Source organism: Citricoccus sp. NR2, from assembly GCF_027594385.1.
Lineage (GTDB): Bacteria > Actinomycetota > Actinomycetes > Actinomycetales > Micrococcaceae > CmP2.
The window spans coordinates 1,234,933-1,255,533 of the sequence record NZ_CP115154.1; the positions used below are offsets into that span (position 1 = coordinate 1,234,933).

A 20,601-nucleotide genomic window follows, 5' to 3' on the forward strand; every position below is an offset into this window, starting at 1 on the left:
GGTCCGGGGCACAGAGCCATCCAACTAGAACTGTTTGTGAATGTCAATCATTGTGAAAGCGTTACATGTGGCGCCGGTGCAATGGGCGCGTCATGTTTGGCCCCACCATTGATTTGACCAACAGGCGATGCCTACCGTTGCCGGATGGAAGATCAAGCGTGGCTGACGATTCTGGTTGCTGTCCTCGGTTCGGGGGCACTGTCTGCGGTGATCACGCTGGTCGCGGCGCGGTTCCGCCATGACCGTCAAGTCGATCAGCTGGAGTCGTGGACCAAAGAGCTGAAACTCCTGGATGATCTGGACCAGCGGGCCGGATTGGCGGCCGACGGCGGGTCTCAGGCGTCACGTGCCCTCGCCGCCGCGGTGGCGGCTCGAACGCATCTGAATGCGACGATCGCCCGCCGCATCGTCCCCGCGGCGACGTGGGAGGGCTATTCTCTGGTGGCGGTCGGCGTGACCAAAGGATTCCTGGGGCTGATGTTGGGGGTGTATGGGTTAAGCGGCACTGAGGATGCCTTCGGATCTGCCGGGAGCGTTGTGCTCGGATCGGTGTTGCTCGCTCTGGGCATCGTGCTGGTCTTGGTTGGTGTCCATACCGACGGGTTTCGCACCAGAATGCGCGATGTCGTTGAACGGACCCTTCTCGGTGCTGCTGGGGTCGACGTTCGGGCAATGACGGGGAAGGCTGCGGAATTCGAGCAGGAGAACCAGTGGGTACCCGGTGGCGCTCCGACCTTTCCTCGGCGCTATCGCATCGTGGTCCCCTACCAGGTGAGGCAGTCATTCACGACCTACCTGGTGAATTTGGGGCAGGCCGAGATCTCAGGGGCTGAGGGTCAGGATCAGTACGATGCCGGGGCGGATCCTGATCCATCAGCATCCGACGGAGCGCACCATGTCTGAGCGAGCTGTTCGGTAGCGCGGGCCAGCAGGGCCACGTCGGCGGCGACGTTGACGAAATCTGCCCCGGCGTCCAGGTAGTCTCGCGCCTGGTCCTGAGCGAAGGCGTTGACGCCCACGATCTTCCCGGCCTCGCGTGCAAGCCGGATCACCTGCTTCGCGGCGGCCACGACGTCGGGGTGACTCTGCTGCCCGATCAGCCCCATGGAGGCGGACAGATCCGAGGGCCCGATGAAAATCCCGTCGACGCCGTCGGTGCTGATAATCTCGGCGGCATTCTCGACGGCGGTGGCCGATTCGATCTGTACCAGCAGGGTGATGGTGTCCCGCGCCGTCGTCAGGTAATCGGGGATGCGGTTCCAGCGCGCCGAACGAGCCAGGGCGGAGCCGAGTCCGCGCACCCCGTTCGGCGGATAGTCCACCGCGCGGGCGGCGGCCCGAGCGTCATCGGCGGTGTCCACCATCGGCACGATGAGCGACTGGGCGCCCAGATCGAGGTACTGCTTGATCAGTCGCGCGTCGTTTTCCGGCACCCGCACCACCGAGAGGGTGGGGTAGGCGGAGATGGCGCGCAGCTGCGCCTGGATCGACTCTAGCGACAGGGGCGAATGTTCGCCGTCGATGAGCAGATAATCCAGACCGGCGCCGGCGCAAATCTCAGCCACCCCAGCATCCCCAGCGGAGACGAACATGCCGGCCACGGGTCGGTTCCGCTCGGTGCGCGCCTGCTCGGTGAACAGGTCCTTCAGCGAGGGGTCGGAGCTCAGGCGAAGTGACATGTGATGGTTCCTAATGGTCCGTAGTCGGCGTACACGGTGTCGCCGGCGTACACCCACATCGGGCGGGTGAAGGAGCCGGCCAGAATGATCTCTCCGGCGTCGAGCTGGTCATCGTGCCCGGCGATCCGGTTGGCCAGCCAGTGCACGCCGTTGGCCGGGTGATTGAGCACCCCGGAGGCCACGCCCGTCTCGATGATCTCCTGGTTGCGCGACAGGGTGCCCGCCACCCAGCGCAGGTCCACCGCATCGGGAGCCACCGGGGTGCCGCCGATCACCATAGAGCCCAGGGCGGCGTTATCTGAGATGGTGTCGACGATGCTACGTCCCTCCATCTCGATCCGCGAATCCAGTACCTCCAGGGCCGGCACCACGTATTCGGTGGCGCGCAGGACGTCGAAAATCGTGACTCCGGGACCGCGCAGGTCGTCCTTCAGCACGAAGGCCAGCTCCATCTCGATGCGCGGATGCGTGTAGCGGGCCCACTCGTAGACGTGGCCGGACTCGAAAACCTGGTCGTCGAAGATCACTCCATAGTCGGGCTCGTCAATGCCGGTGGCGTCTTGCATCGCTTTCGACGTCAGTCCGATTTTGTGCCCGGCCTTGGTGCGCCCGGCCTCGAGCTGGCGCTGCGCCCAGATGCCCTGCACTGCGTAGGAGTCTTCGATCACCATGTCCGGATAGCGGGCCGTGAGGAGCGGAACGGGCACGCGGTCGAGATTCGCGCGGTGCAATTCATCGGCGATGGCGACGTGGGTGGCGTGGTCGAGCATGGCACTCCTTGTAGCGGGGGAGAAGCGGTCCATTACGAATCGTATACGAAATGGTGTGATCGGCGCCATAGAGCCATAGAGCCATAGAGAAGTCGAGGTAGGGGGACTCGCTCCACGCCGCGTGAGGAGTCGAGCTGTATCTGGTGGTCGTCGAGCACGCGCTGGGCGCGGGAAATGGACTCGGGGGTGAACTCCCCGCGACGCCGCTCCCGTTCCAGCACATTGCGCTCGGCCGTGAGCTGGGCGTGCCGGATGAGCCGATACTGTTCTTCCAGCTCCGCGTTGCGGCGCTCATCGACGGCGGAGGCCCGGGCACGCTGCTCGGCGATCCGGTCCCGGAAACTCTCCTGAATCCTCGGATCCACCTCGCGCTCAGTCTACTCCCGGCCCCCGGTCAGTTGATGCTGACGAGCTGCAGCATCAGGCTCGTCGCAGAGGCGAGCACCACGCTGCCGAAAAAGAAACTGAGCAGACTGTGCCTCAACACCGCCAGGCGGATCGGCGCCGCACGGACCGCGGCGTCAGACGTAGCGAAGGACGCCCCGATGGTGAACGCAAAATACGCGAACTCGAGGTAGGTCGGTGCGTCGTCACTGTTGAAATCGATGGCGGGCGATGAGTCTTCCGCGTCCTCATAGTAGAGAGCGGCGTAGCGCAGCATGTAGACGATCTGGATGATGGTCCAGGCGCCGAGCACCGCTGCCAGCCCCAGCCCCGCGTTGATCACCCGGGCTACAGAGGTTGAATCCGCCGCGACCAGCATGGCCGCCATGCCGGCCACCGCGGCGGCGGCCGCCACCACATGAAGAGCATCACGCACCGCACGACGAGGATCTTCGCGCTGGGCGTGCAGCCGCGTCTGTTCAGCATCCATGCCTCGCACCGACCACGTGACCCACAGGGTATGGGTTGCGACCAAGGCGATCCAGCCGAGGAGTGCGGCCGTGAGCCACGGGGAGGACATCTGCGCCTTCGGACCGGAGAACCAGAACCCGCTGAGCAGGGTCACCGCGGCCCCGACGACCACCGCTGTCACGACGCGGTTCCGGTCGCGAAGCCAGAAGTTACTGCGGAGAGAAGCCATGAGCTCATCTTTCCAGAGACAGACCATATCGGATCATGAGGGATCCGTGGTATGTTGAAGGTGCTTGAAAACGATGACGTGTCCCGTTCTGCAGACGGTGGCCGCTGGGTGTTCGCTCCCCGCGCGTTCTCAAGTGCGACATTCATCGCCGTCGTGACCGTGACAGGTCCTCGAGACGGCCTCACAGATAGTTTTATATTCCTCCCAGATTCACCGCTTCACACTCCTGGCGCCGCATCCGGCCGCACGCATTCCGCTTCTCACTGCCCTCGGTCCGTACGACCTGACTGGGCCTCCCGCTCCCTGAACATCTTAAGTTTGCTGTCCGCACATGCGGGCGGTTATCTAGCCGCAGACACGTGGTTAGCCCGAAAGAAAGAAGAAAAATAACATGGCAACTGGCACCGTAAAGTGGTTCAACTCCGAAAAGGGCTACGGCTTCATCGCAGCTGAAGACGGCTCCGGCGATCTGTTCGCTCACTACACCGGCATCGTTGGCGACAACTACCGCAACCTGGAAGAGAACCAGAAGGTCGAGTTCGACGTCGAGCAGGGCCAGAAGGGCCTGCAGGCCGTCAACATCCGCCCGCTCTGAAGCGCGCACGAGCGTCGGCCCGCCCCGCAGGCTGACCTCTGGTAGGCGCTGACGCCTACACCACCACGGGCCCGGTCCCCGAGCAATCGCTCAGGAACCGGGCCCGTTCTGTGCTGTCTGCCATGTTGACGGCCGGCCCGATCAGCCGGTGGGGTCAGAGCTGGTTGCCCAGCTTGAATCCCTTCGACGCTTCACCGTGGTACGAACCTTCGTCGTCGCCGGCGCGGGTGTAGGAGAACCCGTCGGCGCCGATGGTGACATCCAGCTCGGACTTGTGCTCGCGGTCGTGGATCGGCTGCGGGTTGCCGTCCAGATCCAGCACCAGCGAGGCTTCCGTGTACCAGGACGGGACCACCGGGTTGCCCCACCAGTCGCGGCGCTGGTTGTCGTGGACGTCCCAGTGCACCACCGGGTTGTCGGGGTCGCCGGTGTAGTAGTCCTGGGTGTAGATCTCCACGCGGTGGCCGTCCGGATCCAGGATGTACAGGTAGAACGCGTTGGACACCCCGTGACGGCCGGGGCCGCGCTCGATGCGGTCGGAAATCCGCAGCGCACCCATCTTGTCGCAGATGTAGAGGATGTTGTGTTTCTCGTGGGTGGCGAAGGCGACGTGGTGCATACGCGGACCATTGCCGCCGGTCATCGCGGTGTCGTGCACGGTGGGCTTGCGACGCATCCAGGCGGCATACTCGGTGCCCTCGGAGTCCGAGATGTCCTCGGTGATCCGGAAGCCCAGGCCCTCCATGTAACGGCAAGCACGTGGCACGTCTGGGGTCACCTGGTTGAAGTGGTCCAGGCGGACCAGGGCACCGGCGCTGTGCAGATCGTAGCGCCAGGCCAGCCTCTCCACGTGCTCGACCTCGTAGAAGAACTCGTAGGGGAAGCCCAGTGGATCGATGACGCGCACCGAGTCACCGATGCCGCGCACGAATCCGTCCTTGGAGCGACGGGTCTCGCAGCCCAGCTCCTTGAAGTAGGCCTCCGCGGCGTCCACCTCTTCGGGGCTGCGCACGCGGTAGGAGAACGCTGCCACTGCCGCCACGGGGCCCTTGCGCAACACCAGGTTGTGGTGGATGAACTCATCGGTGGAGCGCAGGTAGATGGCCTCGTCGTCCTCGACCGTGACGGTGAGTCCGAGCAGGTCCACGTAGAACTCGCGCGACTTCGCCAGGTCGGTGACCACGAGCTCCATGTAGGCGCAGCGCAGAATATCCGGTGCCGGGACCGATGGGGTGGGGATGGGTGTTGAATCAGTCATGGGTGCTCCTTTGCTGTGGTCGTGGTGCCGCGAAGTTCGGCCCACGATGTGGTCTGGGACACAGTCACTACCAGGATCGTATACGATTTGTCGGATCGTGGGAAGTGGTTTCTGCGTCGTGTGGGGTGGAGTAGTAGTTGGGATAATTCGGGTGTAATAGTGGCGAGGGTTGAGAGAAGGAGCACAGGTGACAGAGCGTGTGGAACCCGTCAGATGCGACACCGCGATTCTGATTCCCTCGACGGTGGAGGATCTCGAGTCGTTCGTCGCCGATCCAGCACGGTATCTCTGCAGCGTGAGCGAAGAGCCGCTTGCGGCGGCCCGGCTGTGGTCCGAACGGCTCTGCCGCAATCCCTTCGGAGGCGACGGGGTGGTCAGCATCGTCTACTACGGGCAGGAACTCATCGGCCCTTCCTGGTGGGATGACGTGACGGGGGTCTGGGAGGCGCTCATCAACTGTGTCGAAGCGTTCCGCAGCGGTGAGCCGCGGATAGCAACCTTGTCGGGTCAGCCGGTTGAGTTGTCGTTACGCCGAGTCCCTGCCGGGGCGCTGTTCTCGATCGATCGCAGAACCACGCTCGTGGATCCCGGCGTGTTCATCCAGGGTGTCCTCGACGGCGCCGCCGAGTTTTCCGCTTGGGTGCACGAATACCTGGGTACGTGCGATGCACCCTCGGTGGAGCGGATCAACCGACTGCGCTGATGCTTCGGTTTGAGTGGTACCCCGCCAGGGAGGTAACGGGGTACCACTCTCGGAACGCTGGCTCCGGCTGGCTACTGCTGCTTGCCGAAGACGGGGTTGTGGACCTCGCCGAGGTTGATGTGCACGGCCTGCTGGTCAGTGTAGAAATCGATGGAACGGTAGCCGCCCTCGTGACCCAGCCCGGAAGCCTTCACGCCGCCAAACGGCGTACGCAGGTCGCGCACGTTGTTCGAGTTCAGCCACACCATGCCGGCCTCCACCGACTGCGCGAAGTTGTGCGAGCGCTTCAGGTCGTTGGTCCAGATGTAGGCGGCCAGGCCGTACTTGGTGTTGTTCGCCAGTTCCAACGCCTCTTCATCGGTATCGAAGGGAGTGATGGCGACGACGGGGCCGAAGATCTCCTCCTGGAAGATGCGCGCGTCCGGGGCGACGTCGGCGAAGACCGTGGGGGAGACGAAGTTGCCGGTCGGGAACTCCTCCGGGCGGCCGCCGCCGGCGGTCAGCCGGGCCTCGGTCTTGCCGATCTCGACGTAGCTCATGACCTTCTCGAAGTGCTCGGGGTGCACCAGGGCGCCCACCTCGGTGGTCTCGTCCTCGGGCAGGCCCACCTTCACCCGGGAGGCCTGGGCGGAGTAGCGCTCCACGAACTCGTCGTAGATGCCGCGCTGGACCAGGATGCGGGATCCGGCCGTGCAGCGCTCACCGTTCAGTGAGAACACCCCGAAGATGGTGGCGTCGATGGCGGCGTCCAGGTCGGCGTCGTCAAAGACGACGGCAGGGGACTTACCGCCGAGCTCCATGGACAGGCCCTTCAGATGCGGGGCCGCATTGGCGAAAATGATCTGCCCGGTGCGCGACTCGCCGGTGAAGGAAATCAGTGGAACGTCGGGGTGCTTGACCAGCGAATCTCCGGCGAAGCCCTCCTCACCGTAGCCGTGCACCATGTTGAACACGCCGGCGGGCAGCCCAGCCTCCTCGAAGATGCCGGGCCACAGCGAAGCAGACAGCGGAGTGAACTCGGCAGGCTTGAGCACCACGGTGTTGCCGGTGGCGATGGCCGGTCCCAGCTTCCAGGACTCCAGCATGAACGGGGTGTTCCAGGGGGTGATCAGCCCGGCCACGCCGATGGGTTTGCGGTTGACGTAGTTCGCTTGGCGGCCGGGAACCTTGAAGGCGTCGTCGTGCTGAGCCACAATGAGGTCCGCGAAGAAGCGGAAGTTCTCGGCGGCGCGGTTTGCCTGGCCGCGAGCCTGCTTGATGGGCAGCCCGGTGTCGAAGCACTCCATCTCGGCGAGCTCCTGGCTGCGAGACTCGACGATGTCGGCGATCTTGTGCAACACCCGGGAGCGCTCGCGGGGGAGCATCTCCGGCCACGGGCCGTTCTCGAAGGCGTCCTTCGCGGCTGCGACGGCGGCGTCGATATCGGCCACCTTGCCGGAAGCGGCCTTCAGATAGGGCTCGTTCGTGACGGGGTTGAGCACGTCGAAGGTCTCGCCGTCGATCGAGTCGACGTGCTGGCCTCCGATGTAGTGCTGGATTTTCTCGGGCAGGTTGGCGGGGACGAATGCTTTGCTCACGAGGCGTTCCTTTCGGTGGTGTGCTCGGTGTGCTGTAGGTAGGCGTTCAGGGTATTGAGACGGTGCTGGCGGGCGGCATTCTCTATCTCAGCGAAAGCGGCACCGGATTTGATGAGGTTCAATAGCTGCTCGTGCTCGGCCACGGATTCTTCGGCCCGTCCGGGTACATAGGCGAAGGTGGAGGAGCGCAACGCGGCCAGGCGGTTCCAGCCGCGGTGCACCAGATCGTGAATGTGGGCGTTCTGGTGGTGCTCGAACAGCACGGAGTGGAACTGCTTGTTCAGCTGGGTGAACTCCGGCGGATCAAACTCCTCGCGTCCATCGACCTGGGCACGCATCTTGTCATTGATCTTTCGGGCCGTTTCCAGCTCCGCCTCGGTGATCAACGGTGCGCACTGCGCCGTCGAGAATCCCTCAACCAGGGCCAGTGTTTCCATGGTGGTCTGATACTCCACCGGATCGATCCCCACGACAGTGGCGCCGACATTGCGCTCGTAGGCCACCAGGTTCTCGGACTGCAGACGGCGGATGGCTTCCCGCACCGGCACCACGGACATGTCGAGTTCGGCGGCGATCTGGGCCAACACCAGCCGGTCGCCCGGTTCATAACGCTGCGCCTGGATGCCGGCAACGATGGCCTGGTAGGCGACGTCGGCTTTGGACGCGGTCACTGCTGGGCCACCCATTCCTGGTACTTGGCTTTCCACTCCGCATTCGGCGGGAAGAGGCCATCGACCGGGTGCCCGGCCTTGACCTGGTCGTAGACCCAGCCGTCCTGGCGGTCCTGTTCCCAGGCGGCGTCGATGACCTCGTGGAGCAATGCGGGCGGGACGACCACGACACCGTCGTCGTCGCCGATGATGATGTCGCCCGGCTGCACGGTGGTGCCACCGCAAGCGATGGTGCCGCCGACCTCCCACGGGATGTGGCGGCGGCCGAGCACGGCGGGGTGGGCGGCGTTGTAGTACACGGGGATGCCGACCTCGGCAACGGCGGCCGAATCGCGGACTCCGCCGTCGGTGATGACCGCGGTGGCGCCGGCGACCTGGGCGCGCAGGGCGAGGACGTCGCCGAGGGTGCCGGTGCCGGGTTCGCCGCGGGCCTCCATGACGACGACGTCGTCCGGCTTGACGTCATCCATGGCGCGCTTCTGGGCGTTGAAGCCGCCGCCGAATTCCTTGAACAGGTCTTCACGCTTGGGCACGTAGCGCAGGGTTTTGGCGTAGCCGAGGATGCGCTTCCCGGGGTGCATGGGGCGGGGGCCGTCGATGGTGGCGTTCTGGATGCCGCGCTTCTGCAGCTGGGCGGTGATGGTGGCAACCGCGGTCTCGTTGATCTTGGCCTTGAGGGATTCGGTGAGCAGGGTGCGATCAGCCGTGGGGGCCGAGGGCTCCCAGCGGAGGTCGGTGTTCGCGGCCGGGGCTGTTGAAGCGGCGGGGGCGTCGAGGCCGGCGGCCTCGCGGGAACCCCAGGCTTCTTCGCGCTGGGTGTCATCTACCTGCGGGCCGTGGCCGTAGTCCGCCATCGGGTGTTCGGAGGCCACAACCCGGGTGACGAGGCGGCCGGTGGTGGGTGAGCCGGGTGCGGTAGGGGCGTCGACCTCGACCTCGACGATGTCGCCGGGCTGGGCCACGGAGGAGCCGGCAGGGGTGCCTGTGAGAATGATGTCGCCGGCCTCCAGGGTCATCAGCTGGGAGAGATCGGCGACGAGCTGACCAAAGGGGAAGACCAGATCTGCGGTGGTGTCGTTCTGCTGCAGTGTGCCGTTGACCCAGGTGCGCACGCGCAGGGCAGTGGGGTCGAGTGCTGTGCCGTCGTCGAGGGTGGTCGGGATGATGGCCGGACCCAGCGGGGTGTAGCCGTCGCCGGACTTGTTCTTCACGTTGGAGCCCTTGTCGGCGTGGCGTAGATCGTAGAGGCCCCAGTCGTTGGCAGCGGTGATGCCGGAGATCTTCGACCAACCCTCTTCGGGGGAAACGCGGCGCACGGTTTCGCCGAGAATGAGCGCGATTTCGCCTTCGTAGGCGAGCAGTTCGGTGCCGGCGGGGCGCTCGATGGTGTCGCCGGTGGCGGCGATGGAGGAGGTGGCTTTGAGGAAGTAGCCGGGGAACTTCGGCGAGCGGCCGCGCTGGGCGATGCGGGAAGGGTAATTGAGATGCAGAGCGATGATCTTGCCTGGGCGGTGGTCTGGGGCGCGGAAGTCGACGTCGTCGTGCATGCTCATCTGGTACCTCTCGACAGGGCTGTGCGTGGAGTGCTTCTGTGATGCGTCTCACGATGGATCGTATACGATCTGTGGTTCTGCTGGCAAGGGGTGGCTCAGGCTGTTGATGGTGGTGAGGGGATGGGCGCGGCGGTGACCGGGTTGGACGCGGCCGGTCACCATGAAATCGCCCGCGACCACGAGGCTGAGGTGGGACAGGGTGGCGAGATCCACTCAGGTACGCTCGATGTTCGTTAAAGAGATGTTGTGGTGGTGCAGGATTTGCTCCTGAGGCAGCTGCACTCGATGGGTCACGATGCCCTGGCGGAGGGCTCTCGACGTTGTGGGCCTGATGGTGATGTGGACCTCGGGGCGTTCCTGCAACTGGTGAGGCAGCGCAATATTGTGAAGGTGGGCCGCCGTGAGGTGCGAGTATGCGCCAGGCGGAAGGGTCGCTTGGAGCCCCCGAAGATCGGACCGCGAGTAGTTGTGAGCCGGTACTGGGAGGCCGACATCCATTCGGCACTGGTGAACGAGGTGCCCTGGAATGGCGGAGAAATTGGCGTCAACCGGTAGCCCAGGTCCTGAGAATATGAATGCTGCCGCGGCGTGGAGGAGCTGAGTGACACCGCCAACACAGAAAGCTCGGCCAGCGCGGCTCCGGAGAAGAGCACACCCGCCGAAGGCGAGAGGGCCGAGATGCCCACCGAAGAACTGGTGGAGCAGGACGAGCGGCGCGTTGTGGTGGTGATTCAGGCAGCCACGGATGGCCCCGCAGGGATCAGCTCGGAAGCAGCCGCGGAATTTACCCGGCTGGCCACGGCTGCGCTGGAGCTGACGCGCCAGGAGGCTAGTCGGTCGTGATCTGCTCGCCGCGCTCGAACGGATCTAGGCCGAGAAGGGTGTCGAGGTCTTCGCCGTCGACCAGAATGCGAGCGTCCTCGACGCCGGCGGCCGCGGCGGCGGTGGCCTCGAGCTGGGCACGGATCCGGTAGGACTCGCACTCGCTGCGGGTGACCACACTGCCGGAGAGGTTGACCTCCACGGTGTCGCCCTGAATCTCATAGTCCTGCAGGGTGAGGGATTCAGATGAGAGCAGCACGGAGTTGGTCAGCGCAGGGTCACCGTGGCGGTACTGCTGGTCCTGCAACAGGAAATTGAGTGCGTCTTCTACGGGATCTTCGGTCTTCATGGGAACCGTGTTGACCTGGAGGAGCAAATCCTCACAGCCGATCTGCGCGCCGGTCACACCGCTGGGGTACTGGCCGGACAAGGCCACGAAGTAGAGGGGAAGCGGGGCGAAGCCGTCGTCATCGGGGGCGAGGTCGAGCTCGTCGGCCGCGGACGTGGGGTCGGCGTCTCCGGGGGAGGACGACTCTTCTGCGCAGCCGGCCAGAGTGAGCAACAACGCGCATCCGGCGGCGACCGCGGATACGCGGCGTTCTGCGCGGCGACGAGGGCGCGGTGCTGCAGGGTTCATGGATCTCCCGGGGTGGGCTGGGTGCCGTGGGTGCCTGCCGGTTGGCGGCATCGTTGCCCCTCATCCTAACGCGACTGAGCCTCCGGTGCCGTGGTCGTGACCACCGCGCCGGAGGCTCGTGAGGCGGAAACCAACAGGTCAGCGCCGGTTCGGGTTCAGCTGAGTTCGACGCCGGTAGCGGCGCGGACCTCTTCTTCGGATACGCCGGGAGCGGTCTCCACCAAGCGCAACTCCGGGCGCTCGGCGGTGCCCACCACGTCGATCACCGCAAGATCGGTGATGATCCGGTCCACCACGCCCTTGCCGGTCAGCGGCAGGGTGCACTCGGGCAGGATCTTCGGGGTGCCGTCTTTGGCGGTGTGGTCCATCAGGATGATCACCTGGGCCGCGCCGTGCACGAGATCCATGGCACCGCCCATGCCCTTGACCATCTTGCCCGGGACCATCCAGTTGGCCAGGTCGCCATTGGCCGCCACCTGCATGGCGCCCAGCACGGCGATATCGATCTTGCCGCCGCGGATCATCGCGAAACTCTGCGCCGAGTCGAAGAACGACGCCCCCGGATTCACGGTGACGGTCTCCTTGCCTGCGTTGATCAGATCCGGGTCGATCTGGTCCTCGGTGGGGTACGGGCCGGTGCCCAGAATCCCGTTCTCAGACTGCAGGATAATAGTCCGATCTTCGGGGATGTAGTTCGGGATCAGCGTGGGCATGCCGATGCCGAGGTTGACGTAGGCGCCATCGGTCAGTTCCTGTGCGGCGCGGGCCGCCATCTGCTGGCGGGTCCAGCCAGTGCGCGCGGTCTGCTGCGTCATTTCAGTTCTCCTCTCGCACGGTGCGCTTCTCGATGGGCTTCTCGATGTCGGTGCCGACCTCCACCACGCGGTGAACGTAGACCCCGGGCAGGTGTACCTCGTCGGGATCGATCTTCCCGGGCTCTACCAGCTCCTCCACCTGGGCGATGCAGATGCGCCCGGCGGTGGCAGCCGGTGGTGCGAACTGGCGGGAGGCCTTGTTGAACACCAGGTTCCCGTGCCGGTCTCCCTTCGCGGCGTGCACGAGGGAGAAATCGGTCACCAGTGCCTCCTCCAGCGCAAACTCCTGCTCGGTGCCGTAGGTGTTGAACGTACGCACCTCTTTCGCCGGAGACTCTTTCACCACGTTGCCCTCGGTGTCGTAGCGCATCGGGATGCCGCCGTCGGCCACTTGGGTCCCGACGCCGGTCTGGGTATAGAACCCTGGAATGCCCGCACCGCCGGCGCGCAGCTTCTCCGCGAGGGTGCCCTGCGGGACCAGCTCCACTTCGAGCTCGCCCTCCAAGTACTGGCGTGCGAACTCCTTGTTCTCACCCACATACGACGACGTCATCTTCGCGATGCGGCCGGCGCTGAGCAGGATGCCCAGGCCCCAGCCGTCCACGCCGCAGTTGTTCGAAACGATGGACAGGTTCCCGGCGCCCTGCTCGAGGAGCGCCTCAATGAGCTGGATCGGGTTTCCGGAGAGCCCGAACCCGGAGACGGCGAGCGAGGCGCCGTCGGGAATGTCGGCCACAGCCTCCGCGGCGGAGGCAACGGTCTTGTCGAGTGTCATGGTGTGATTCCTCTTCTCTCGGTACTGGTCACGATACTGCCCCACGCGGACCGAGGGGATGGTGGGGAGGCGATCAGCTGGCGGACCAGCCGCCGTCCATCGAGTAGGACGAGCCCGTGACCATCCGGGAGGCGTCCGAGGCGAGCCAGGTCGCCAGTGATGCCACCTCGGAGGGGTCGGTGAGCTGCTTGATAGCGGATTCGGCGAGCATGATCTTCTCGACCACCTCGTCCTCGCCGATGCCATGGATCCGTGCCTGATCGGCGATCTGCTTCTCCACCAGCGGCGTGCGTACATAGGCCGGGTTGATGCAGTTCGACGTCACGCCGTGCTCCGCGCCCTCCAATGCCACCACCTTCGAGAGTCCCTCCAGCGCGTGCTTCGCCGAAACATAAGCCGACTTGAACGCGCTGGCGCGAATCCCATGCACGGAGGAGAGGTGGATGACGCGACCGAAGCCGCGCTCGTACATCCCCGGCAGTGCGGCGCGGGTGAGTAGGAACGGGGATTCGACCATGAGCCGGTGGATGAACCGCCAGGCCTCCGGATCGAATTCGTGGATCGGTGCGACCCGCTGCACCCCGGCGTTGTGAACGAGGATGTCGGTGTCGATCGTGATGTCCTCGAGCGCCGTCGTCTCGGCCAGATCCACGACCCAGGTGTCGCCGCCGATTTCCTCGGCCAGGGCCTGGGCTGCGTCGGCGTCACGGTCGCACACGGTCACGGTGGCTCCGGCGTCGGCGAAGGCCCGAGCGCAAGCCGCCCCGATGCCCGAGGCGCCGCCGGTGATGAGTGCCCGCCGGCCGGCGAGGGGGGTCTGCAGGTCTGTGGTGGTCATCAAATGCTCCTTCGAAAGTCTGGGTCGTCAGGCTGGTCGGATGTCAGGATCAGAATGCGCCGGTGAAGGACACCAGGGTGACCATACCCACGACGACGAGAACGGGGATCACGAGTGTCACCATACCGATGTCCTTGTAGGACTGACGATGGGTCAGCCCGCAGACGATGAGCAGGGTGACGACGGCGCCGGAGTGCGGCAGCGTGTCGAGGCCGCCGGCGGCCATCGCGGTCAGTCGGTGCATCGCCTCCATGCTCATGCCCTCATTCTCGGCCAGCATCCGCAGGTCCTCGCCCAGAGCGTTCAGCGCGATGGTCATGCCGCCCGAGGAGGAACCGGTGAGGCCTGCGGTGATCGACACCGACATCACGGAGGTCCACAGGGCGGAGGCGCCCATGCCGAACACCGAATCACGCACGACGGCGAACGCAGCCACCGAGGCCACCACGGCGCCGTAGCCCACCTCGGATGCGGTGGAGAAGATCGGCAACATGGAACCCTTCACGCCGTCCACAAACCCGGTGCGCAACGACTTCATGTTCTTCGCGTTCAGCGCCACGATCAGCAGGATCGCCGCCACGATGCCCAGCAACACAGCCCAGAGGCCGGCGCGGGTATCAATGGTGATGCCGCCGAATTGATCCTGCTCCAGGTATGACCAATCCAGGGCCGGGAAGATCAGTAGCGTGCAGGCGAAGTTGACCACGAACACGGTGAGCAGCGGCAGGAACGGCACCACGCGGTTGGTCGGCGCGACTACCTTGACGGCGGTGTCAGAAGCGCCGTCTTCACTCGAACCGCTCGACATCACGGCGCTGGCCGGGCTGTCGAAGTGCTCGCCGGCGGCAATCAGGCGACGACGACGGTATTCCAGCCACAGCAGGCCGCCACCGAAAATCAGTGCGCCACCCATGAGACCCATGCCCGGGCCGGCGAAGGAGTCGGTACCGAAGAACTGGCCGGGAATGATGTTCTGCACCTGCGGGGAGCCGGGCAGTGCCGTCATCGTGAAGGTGAAGATACCTAGGGCGATGGTGCCCGGAATGAGTCGCCGAGGGATGTCCGCCACGCGGAAGAGCTCGCGGGCCAGCGGGTACATCACGAACGCGACGACGAACAGGCTGATGCCGCCGTATGTCATCAGCGCCGAGGTGATCACGGTGGCCGCGATGGCGCTGCGCGAGCCGACCAGGCTGGTCACGCTGCGCGCGATCGATTCGGCGTAACCGGTCACGGTCATCAGCACGCCGAAGATGGCGCCGGTGAGGAACACGGGGAACCAGCTACCGACGAATCCGGCGAGTGCCGGCATGAAGATCTCCGTGTAGGACGCCATGATGGGCGCTCCTGAAAAGATCAGTGCGACGGCGGAAGCAATGGGTGCGGCAATGATCACGGGCATGCCGCGATACGCCAGGGTGATGAGCAGAATGAGCGACACAATGATGCCGATGATGCCCAAGAGCATAGCGTCTCCTAGTTGACGGTGCGGGTGACGATTTTCGTCTCACACCAGACTGTGGGGCGTAGTGTGATCTGCGCTACATCTCGATCTTCAACGTCCACTCCGTTCTTTCGTAGTCAGCTACAAAGACTGCCCCGCGCAGCCTCGATGGGCAGTTTCACGCACGGCGAAATCGTACACTTGTCTTAACTTGTGTGGAAGTGTAGGCTAGAATCACGGGAACAGGCAAACGAAGATCATGCGGTCGTGAACTGGGTGAGGAGGCGAGGGTATGACGGCGTTGGCGGACGCACCTCTCACCGATCGCGCGGCTGGCCTCGATCTCACGCAGCTCAATGATGCTCAGTTGCTGGCCGCGCTCTCTGCCTTGCCCCTGCACCGTCAATTGGCTCTCGCCCAGCGCCTCGTGGCGGAGGTACGCGACGTCGTCGTTGAGCCCTCCTCCATTCAGCGGTTCGAGAGTCTCAACGCTCATGCCGACGATGAGCAACCCCTGGACTGGGGCACGCTGTGGGCTACAGGATCATTCGATGGCGACGATGCCCCGGCCGCGGGAAGTCCCTGTGCCGCCGGGGCTGAGCGGGTCCGCCCCGACGAGTCTGACGACCTCCCGTGGCTGCCCGCGGTAGTGCGCGTGGCTGAAGACTTGCGGCGCAGTGCCGATGCGGTGAATTCCGCGCTCGCCGCTCACGTGGATCGGTCCTTCTCCCTGCGTGCGACTCGCTATGAACGGCTCGGCATTCCGGAGAAGGAAACCGACTACACCGGCGCCCCGGCGTATCTGGCCGAGCTGATCGGGGTGTCAAAGAGCGTCGCCCGGACACGGGTGAAGGCCGGTCGGTATCTGCTTCCGCGCCCGCTGCCTGGTGCGCTCGCGGAGGTCACCGATTCTGCCGCGCCCCGTTATCGCCACACCGGCCGCGCCTACACGTCTGGATCCGTCGCGCCGGAGAATGCCCAGCGCATCACCACTTCCCTCCAGGAGGTGGTCACCTACGGTCGGCGCTGTAAAGTGCCTCAGGAGAAGGTGAATCTGGCCATCGCCTCGGGTGATAAGTTCCTGGCGGGGCAGGTCAGCATTGGTACGGCAGAGGAATTCCGCGACCTTTGCGCCACTTGGGTCGAGCGCACCAAGGCCCTGCTGGACCAGGACGGCGTGCCACCGGAAGAGAATGGCAAGCCACCCGCTCACGGTCTGAGCTACCTGGGGCGCAACGCCGACGGGTTGCATGAGTGGAAGATGCGCCTCAATGATGTCCTGCACGAGTTACTGGCGTCCCTGACCTCGGCCGCCACGAATCCGCGGTCGCTCACCGTCAAGGAGCGCGCCCAAGCACTCGATGCCCTGTTCGAGCGCTACCAAGCTGAAGTAGGGCTGAACGGCGACGACGCCCCCGCGGATTCTGCTGCAGATTCGAGCGCCGCAGAGCCTGTGGCGGAGCCCGATGCTGGAAACGACGAAACCACAGGGGCTGATTCCAACACCGAACCCGACGCGCAGTCCGGAACGGAAGATGATGGTTTCCGCCTCGAGCCGGGCAACGTTGCCCTCGACCCACTCGATCCGGAGTTCACACCGCCGGACCCCTGGGCTACGCCCGAACAGATCCGCCTGAACCGACCGCTCCGCGAAGCTCTACAGCTGGAAGCGCTGATGGCAGCGTTTTACGCGGGAATGCAGGGGTTGGCACGGGAAGGGAATTTGCCGAAAAACAACGGGCTGCTTCCACGCATCAACGCCGTCATTGACTACGAGGAACTGGTTCGACAAGTCGAGGGCGAGTCACCCGGTTCGAAGCCCCCGCCGCTGCGAGATCGGGGCACGCTGTTTGAAGCTACTCACACGGGGCCGTTCAGCCCCACGGAGATTCTGGCGCTAAGTTGTGATGCCCAGATCATCCCGACGGTGATGAACCCTGAGAAGACGGTTGTGCTGGCCCAAGGGCGCGACCATCGGCTGCTGCCACAAGCCATGAAGAACGCACTGATTGCCCGCGACGGCGGTTGCGCGCGCCCTGGCTGTACCGCGCCTGCGTCCTGGTGCCAGGGCCACCACGTGAAGCATTGGGCAAAGGGCGGCAAAACCGACCTCGATAACTTGGTGCTGCTCTGTCCCGGCTGTCATCGGCTGGTGCATCACGATAAGTACAGCGTGGAGATGGTCGACGGCGTTGCATGGTTTACGCCGGCCATCTGGCTCAATCCAGATCCGACTCCGCAACGAAATAGTTACCATCGGCCCGGCAATGCCGACCTCGACCCGCCACCACCGCTGCGGGAGTGAATGATAGCGAGTTGCTATCCGGTGCAGCCCCAGGCGGTGGATCCTGGGGTGCAGGGTTCGGCGACGTTGCGGGTCTTGGCCCGCCAGATATCGGCCTGTTGGGTTTCCGCGGACACGCTCATAGTCCCGTCAACCGGGATCCACCCGCCTCCGTCGATCTGGTAGTCACCTTCGTAGGTGGTGGTCAGATCTACCGGGAAGGTGCCGGTCTCGGTATACACGTGGCTGGTCGGGGTCTCCTCATTGAACCGGTCCTGTGGGTGGCCGGGGACGTCGGTGGTGAGGGTGGCGCCGTCGCCGAATCGCCAGTCCCACCGCACCGGTGTAATCCGCAGGGTGACTTGCCGGCCCAGCATCGTCTGGGTCTGGGTTTGCGGGCGGTAGGTGGAGGCGTAGACGTTGGTGTGGGCGTTGATGAGTCCGAACCCGTTCTGATCCATCACGATCTCGGATTCCGGGGCGAACATGGTCTGTAGATCGTTCAGGGTGACCACGGGCATAGCTGGTTCTGCTACGGCGGGCTGGGCTGCGGGTTGTGCGGCTGGTTGGGCTGGTGTCTGCGCGGCGGGTGTGGCTGGCTCGACGGGGTCTGGGGTGCTCACCGGGCAGTAAGCGAGCCCGTTTTCCATGAGGGTGCGCTGTGGGACATTGCGGATGATTTCGCCGGTGTTGCACAAGGACGAGTTCATCCCTTCGATATAGCTCGCAGCGTTTCGTCGTACTTGGCCATCTCCAGCGGGCCGTTTCTGCACAATATTGTCTGGCGCAGGGGCAAGCGCGGCGGAAGGTGGTCTCTTCACAAGATGTTTCGAACTAGAGGTTCGTTCGCTGCTCTCGGTTACGTCGCTTGCGTTCGTTCGGTCTTCATAACCCGGATAGAGCTTGTTCGCTTCAACTTGAAGCGATGAATCTTTACCAATACTGCCGACATATTTGTTTGAATTTTCGTCGGCTGATGCCGAGGGGATCCCAGTCAGCAGTATGTAAATCGATGTGAGAGCAACTAACGCGGGGAATCGTCTTGCGTCTCTGTGCTTCGTACCTTCACTCATCGGTGAGCACCATCTGTGAGACTTCCCATTGGGCAGAATCTGGAGTAAAGGATACGACCGTATCGAGGTCGACGAGGGTCTCGTCGATGCTGTCTTCTTCCTGGACATTGCCGGAAGAGTCGACGGATTGGGTAGCTGGTTGGGTCACCGTGTACTGAAACTCAACAGAGTTATCGTCATCGGACGATCGACGTTGATGAACATCGATCTCATAGTTGTTTTCAAGCACGTACCAGCCGTCGTCGGTGTACGGTTCGGGAACGACATCGATGAAATTCTGACAGAAAACGCAGCCCTCATCGGACACGCTTTGGAAGGGCTCTGGGTCTCCGGTGAGGTATAGGTACTCCAGCGCTTCCCACCAGTATTCGAGGGTGGCTTCGGCGCCTTCGGTGGTTTGTTCGCGGGCGGCGTCGGGGAACTCGGGGACGGGGACGTTCTGGGCGGGGCCGTCGGCGGACGCAGGGACGAACTCGGTGTTGGACGCGGTGGCGCTGGACGCGGTCGGGCTGGCGGCGTCGTCGTCGCCATTGTTCCCGCCGGAGTCACTGCAGCTGGTGAGGGCGAAGGTCATGCTCAGCGCGGCGCCGACCACGGCAAGACGAACGGGACGGACAGTGCGGAGCGCGCGGGATGTGCTGACGGTGGGGGCAGTGCGGGCCATGGGTCCAGGCTTCCTGGCCCCTCTACGGTGAAGCGTCGGGCCGGGTCGAGATCAGTCAACAGGTCAAACGACTTCCCAATATAGCCCGACCGAGATGGGCGCGAACAGGGTTATCCACAGATACGCGTCATCCGGTGTAGTGAGCGGGGTAGCGCGCCGCGGCTAGGCGCGCGGGTCGCCGCGGCGGGCGGCGAGGACCCAGGAGAGTTCGATGAGGGTGTCGACGTCGCCAAGATCCGCGCCGGTAAGTTCGCTGAAGCGGTGCAGACGGTAGCGCAGCGTGTTCACGTGCACGGGTATGGAGCGGGCGGCGAGCGGGATGCTGAGCCGGTGGGCGAGGTAGGCCTCGACAGCTTCGAGGACGTGATCGCCGAACTCGCCGGTGCCCTGGAGCGGACCGAGATGCAGGGCAGTGAGGTACTCGGTGGTTTCGGGGCTGGCCTCGACGGCGCGGCGCCAGGAGAGTCGCTCCAGGTCAGCGAACCCGGTGAGGCCGACGCGCTCGGCCGACTGCAGGGCCAGGGTGGCGGATTCGAAGGAACTCGGCAGGTCGTCGATGAGGACGGGGCGACCCACGCCGATGGCAAGATTCAGGTCGGGCTGGGTGCCGCCGGGATCCCCGATGAGGATGCCCACCAACGCCCCCGCCCGGACCGCGGTGAGGACCTGGACGTCGGCGTCGTCGACCCATGAATCAAGCTGTTGGCGTGCCTCGACGAACGACTCCGGGGCAGGTCGCAGGGTGATGGCGCGTAGCGGTTCGGCAGTGGGCACCCGGTACAGGGCGGCGCCGCGCAGCAGGTCGCGTTGGGGGAGTGTGCCGGCCAGGGCATTGCCGATCCAGGCCACGCGGTGGGCGTTATCGGCCAGGGCACGGGACACCTCGCGGTGTTGATAGACGACGACGGCGCGGGCGGAAAAGGCATCGCCGAGGTCCCAGAGCAACGTGGAGGTGGCGAGCACCTGCTCGGTGGGGATGCCGTTGCGGGGCGCGCGCTCGAGGAGTCGGTGCAGGATGATCGAAAGGCAGACGCGGAATCCGGCGAGCACGGACCCCAGCGGCACCCCCTGGTCGTAGCGTTCGGCGGCCAAGGTGTCGGCCTCGTCGACGTCGATGGGACTGGGGGAGAGGCCGGTGCGGATGGTGCGCACGCTCATGCTGATGTTGCGGGAGGCGGAGGCCTTGAGCGCGTCGGTGGGCACGTTGTCGTAGCCGGGCACGGTGGCGCGGATGTCGTGGACGGTCTGTTCGAGAATGGTCTCATCGCCGGCCAGCTCGTCCAATAGCGCGGCCCACTGCTGAGAGCCCGTCACGCGCTCCTCGTTCATGATCGGATCGTACCAGCGCGGTACCCCCGT

At 64.7% G+C, this 20,601-nt stretch carries 22 protein-coding genes; 5 read left to right on the plus strand and 17 right to left on the minus strand.

The features are described 5' to 3' along the window. Window positions 1-144 precede the first annotated feature (144 nt). Entirely contained in the window at window positions 145-903 is a 759-nt protein-coding gene (locus tag O1A05_RS05735) for a hypothetical protein (RefSeq protein WP_270107089.1), read from the plus strand. Here the strand turns inward: O1A05_RS05735 and O1A05_RS05740 are convergent. From O1A05_RS05740 to O1A05_RS05755, 4 genes are read right to left on the minus strand one after another with little or no spacing between them, the layout of a single operon-like run. Continuing rightward, window positions 843-1,679 (minus strand): HpcH/HpaI aldolase family protein, encoded by an 837-nt coding sequence (locus O1A05_RS05740; protein ID WP_270107090.1) that lies wholly within the window; start codon window positions 1,677-1,679, stop codon window positions 843-845. The genes O1A05_RS05735 and O1A05_RS05740 overlap by 61 nt on opposite strands. Then, window positions 1,664-2,449, minus strand: a complete 786-nt coding sequence (locus tag O1A05_RS05745; protein WP_270107091.1) for a fumarylacetoacetate hydrolase family protein — start codon at window positions 2,447-2,449, stop codon at window positions 1,664-1,666. The genes O1A05_RS05740 and O1A05_RS05745 overlap by 16 nt, the downstream gene beginning before the upstream one ends. A gap of 32 nt (window positions 2,450-2,481) precedes the next feature. After that, on the minus strand, window positions 2,482-2,814 hold the full coding sequence (locus O1A05_RS05750) for a hypothetical protein (protein WP_270107092.1): 333 nt from the start codon (window positions 2,812-2,814) through the stop codon (window positions 2,482-2,484). A gap of 29 nt (window positions 2,815-2,843) precedes the next feature. Continuing rightward, window positions 2,844-3,533, minus strand: coding sequence for a DUF1345 domain-containing protein (locus O1A05_RS05755; protein ID WP_270107093.1), 690 nt, complete (start codon window positions 3,531-3,533; stop codon window positions 2,844-2,846). A 391-nt stretch (window positions 3,534-3,924) separates the two neighbouring features. On the opposite strand from O1A05_RS05755, the gene O1A05_RS05760 reads away from it, so the two are divergent. After that, the gene (locus O1A05_RS05760) at window positions 3,925-4,128 is read left to right on the plus strand and encodes a cold-shock protein (RefSeq protein ID WP_270107094.1); all 204 of its coding nucleotides are present in this window, start codon (window positions 3,925-3,927) and stop codon (window positions 4,126-4,128) included. Between the two features lie 154 nt (window positions 4,129-4,282). On the opposite strand, the gene hpaD is transcribed toward O1A05_RS05760, so the two are convergent. Further along, window positions 4,283-5,386 carry a 3,4-dihydroxyphenylacetate 2,3-dioxygenase gene (hpaD, locus tag O1A05_RS05765; protein WP_270107095.1) on the minus strand — a complete coding sequence of 368 codons (1,104 nt, stop codon included), beginning with the start codon at window positions 5,384-5,386 and terminating at the stop codon, window positions 4,283-4,285. 187 nt (window positions 5,387-5,573) lie between these two features. Here hpaD and O1A05_RS05770 point away from each other — a divergent pair, with 187 nt between their 5' ends. Further along, the gene (locus O1A05_RS05770) at window positions 5,574-6,089 is read left to right on the plus strand and encodes a hypothetical protein (RefSeq protein WP_270107096.1); all 516 of its coding nucleotides are present in this window, start codon (window positions 5,574-5,576) and stop codon (window positions 6,087-6,089) included. A gap of 71 nt (window positions 6,090-6,160) precedes the next feature. Here the strand turns inward: O1A05_RS05770 and hpaE are convergent, their stop codons facing one another. The 4 genes from hpaE to O1A05_RS05790 are packed head-to-tail and all read right to left on the minus strand — an operon-like array spanning window position 6,161 to window position 10,103. Next, on the minus strand, window positions 6,161-7,666 hold the full coding sequence (hpaE, locus tag O1A05_RS05775; RefSeq protein ID WP_270107097.1) for a 5-carboxymethyl-2-hydroxymuconate semialdehyde dehydrogenase: 1,506 nt from the start codon (window positions 7,664-7,666) through the stop codon (window positions 6,161-6,163). Beyond that, window positions 7,663-8,352 (minus strand): GntR family transcriptional regulator, encoded by a 690-nt coding sequence (locus O1A05_RS05780; protein WP_270107098.1) that lies wholly within the window; start codon window positions 8,350-8,352, stop codon window positions 7,663-7,665. The genes hpaE and O1A05_RS05780 overlap by 4 nt, the downstream gene beginning before the upstream one ends. Further along, entirely contained in the window at window positions 8,334-9,890 is a 1,557-nt protein-coding gene (locus tag O1A05_RS05785; RefSeq protein ID WP_270107099.1) for a fumarylacetoacetate hydrolase family protein, read from the minus strand. Before O1A05_RS05785 ends, O1A05_RS05780 begins: the two co-directional genes overlap by 19 nt. A gap of 48 nt (window positions 9,891-9,938) precedes the next feature. Then, entirely contained in the window at window positions 9,939-10,103 is a 165-nt protein-coding gene (locus tag O1A05_RS05790) for a hypothetical protein (protein WP_270107100.1), read from the minus strand. A 375-nt stretch (window positions 10,104-10,478) separates the two neighbouring features. Between O1A05_RS05790 and O1A05_RS05795 the strand changes: the two genes are divergently transcribed. Beyond that, on the plus strand, window positions 10,479-10,733 hold the full coding sequence (locus tag O1A05_RS05795) for a hypothetical protein (protein ID WP_270107101.1): 255 nt from the start codon (window positions 10,479-10,481) through the stop codon (window positions 10,731-10,733). On the opposite strand, the gene O1A05_RS05800 is transcribed toward O1A05_RS05795, so the two are convergent. The 5 genes from O1A05_RS05800 to O1A05_RS05820 form a co-directional block, all read right to left on the minus strand. Then, window positions 10,720-11,349, minus strand: coding sequence for a GerMN domain-containing protein (locus O1A05_RS05800; protein WP_270107102.1), 630 nt, complete (start codon window positions 11,347-11,349; stop codon window positions 10,720-10,722). The two genes, O1A05_RS05795 and O1A05_RS05800, sit on opposite strands and share 14 nt — an antisense overlap. Before the next feature lie 155 nt (window positions 11,350-11,504). Continuing rightward, on the minus strand, window positions 11,505-12,164 hold the full coding sequence (locus tag O1A05_RS05805; protein ID WP_270107103.1) for a CoA transferase subunit B: 660 nt from the start codon (window positions 12,162-12,164) through the stop codon (window positions 11,505-11,507). A gap of 1 nt (window position 12,165) precedes the next feature. Next, window positions 12,166-12,939 carry a CoA transferase subunit A gene (locus O1A05_RS05810; protein ID WP_270107104.1) on the minus strand — a complete coding sequence of 258 codons (774 nt, stop codon included), beginning with the start codon at window positions 12,937-12,939 and terminating at the stop codon, window positions 12,166-12,168. A gap of 73 nt (window positions 12,940-13,012) precedes the next feature. Beyond that, a complete protein-coding gene (locus tag O1A05_RS05815; RefSeq protein ID WP_270107105.1) occupies window positions 13,013-13,777 on the minus strand; it encodes a 3-hydroxybutyrate dehydrogenase in 765 nt (254 codons plus the stop codon). A gap of 49 nt (window positions 13,778-13,826) precedes the next feature. Then, window positions 13,827-15,245 carry a GntP family permease gene (locus O1A05_RS05820; RefSeq protein WP_270107106.1) on the minus strand — a complete coding sequence of 473 codons (1,419 nt, stop codon included), beginning with the start codon at window positions 15,243-15,245 and terminating at the stop codon, window positions 13,827-13,829. A 268-nt stretch (window positions 15,246-15,513) separates the two neighbouring features. Here O1A05_RS05820 and O1A05_RS05825 point away from each other — a divergent pair, with 268 nt between their 5' ends. Continuing rightward, window positions 15,514-17,526: an HNH endonuclease signature motif containing protein gene (locus O1A05_RS05825; RefSeq protein ID WP_270107107.1), complete on the plus strand. Its 2,013-nt coding sequence runs from the start codon at window positions 15,514-15,516 to the stop codon at window positions 17,524-17,526. Between the two features lie 14 nt (window positions 17,527-17,540). On the opposite strand, the gene O1A05_RS05830 is transcribed toward O1A05_RS05825, so the two are convergent. The 3 genes from O1A05_RS05830 to O1A05_RS05840 all read right to left on the minus strand — a co-directional run bounded on the left by O1A05_RS05830 (window position 17,541) and on the right by O1A05_RS05840 (window position 20,571). Continuing rightward, window positions 17,541-18,215 carry a PKD domain-containing protein gene (locus O1A05_RS05830; protein ID WP_270107108.1) on the minus strand — a complete coding sequence of 225 codons (675 nt, stop codon included), beginning with the start codon at window positions 18,213-18,215 and terminating at the stop codon, window positions 17,541-17,543. A 355-nt stretch (window positions 18,216-18,570) separates the two neighbouring features. Next, complete coding sequence (locus O1A05_RS05835) at window positions 18,571-19,242, minus strand: DUF6318 family protein (RefSeq protein ID WP_270107109.1); 672 nt, start codon at window positions 19,240-19,242, stop codon at window positions 18,571-18,573. A gap of 162 nt (window positions 19,243-19,404) precedes the next feature. After that, a complete protein-coding gene (locus tag O1A05_RS05840; RefSeq protein WP_270107110.1) occupies window positions 19,405-20,571 on the minus strand; it encodes a PucR family transcriptional regulator in 1,167 nt (388 codons plus the stop codon). Between the last annotated feature and the right edge of the window lie 30 nt (window positions 20,572-20,601).

Coding starts and splice junctions, on each gene's coding strand:
- O1A05_RS05735 (WP_270107089.1), top strand. CDS start 145: ATGGAAGATCAAGCGTGGCTGACGATTCTGGTTGCTGTCCTCGGTTCG.
- O1A05_RS05740 (WP_270107090.1), bottom strand. CDS start 1,679: ATGTCACTTCGCCTGAGCTCCGACCCCTCGCTGAAGGACCTGTTCACC.
- O1A05_RS05745 (WP_270107091.1), bottom strand. CDS start 2,449: ATGCTCGACCACGCCACCCACGTCGCCATCGCCGATGAATTGCACCGC.
- O1A05_RS05755 (WP_270107093.1), bottom strand. CDS start 3,533: ATGGCTTCTCTCCGCAGTAACTTCTGGCTTCGCGACCGGAACCGCGTC.
- O1A05_RS05760 (WP_270107094.1), top strand. CDS start 3,925: ATGGCAACTGGCACCGTAAAGTGGTTCAACTCCGAAAAGGGCTACGGC.
- hpaD (WP_270107095.1), bottom strand. CDS start 5,386: ATGACTGATTCAACACCCATCCCCACCCCATCGGTCCCGGCACCGGAT.
- O1A05_RS05780 (WP_270107098.1), bottom strand. CDS start 8,352: ATGGGTGGCCCAGCAGTGACCGCGTCCAAAGCCGACGTCGCCTACCAG.
- O1A05_RS05785 (WP_270107099.1), bottom strand. CDS start 9,890: ATGAGCATGCACGACGACGTCGACTTCCGCGCCCCAGACCACCGCCCA.
- O1A05_RS05800 (WP_270107102.1), bottom strand. CDS start 11,349: ATGAACCCTGCAGCACCGCGCCCTCGTCGCCGCGCAGAACGCCGCGTA.
- O1A05_RS05805 (WP_270107103.1), bottom strand. CDS start 12,164: ATGACGCAGCAGACCGCGCGCACTGGCTGGACCCGCCAGCAGATGGCG.
- O1A05_RS05810 (WP_270107104.1), bottom strand. CDS start 12,939: ATGACACTCGACAAGACCGTTGCCTCCGCCGCGGAGGCTGTGGCCGAC.
- O1A05_RS05815 (WP_270107105.1), bottom strand. CDS start 13,777: ATGACCACCACAGACCTGCAGACCCCCCTCGCCGGCCGGCGGGCACTC.
- O1A05_RS05820 (WP_270107106.1), bottom strand. CDS start 15,245: ATGCTCTTGGGCATCATCGGCATCATTGTGTCGCTCATTCTGCTCATC.
- O1A05_RS05825 (WP_270107107.1), top strand. CDS start 15,514: ATGACGGCGTTGGCGGACGCACCTCTCACCGATCGCGCGGCTGGCCTC.
- O1A05_RS05830 (WP_270107108.1), bottom strand. CDS start 18,215: ATGAACTCGTCCTTGTGCAACACCGGCGAAATCATCCGCAATGTCCCA.
- O1A05_RS05835 (WP_270107109.1), bottom strand. CDS start 19,242: ATGGCCCGCACTGCCCCCACCGTCAGCACATCCCGCGCGCTCCGCACT.
- O1A05_RS05840 (WP_270107110.1), bottom strand. CDS start 20,571: ATGAACGAGGAGCGCGTGACGGGCTCTCAGCAGTGGGCCGCGCTATTG.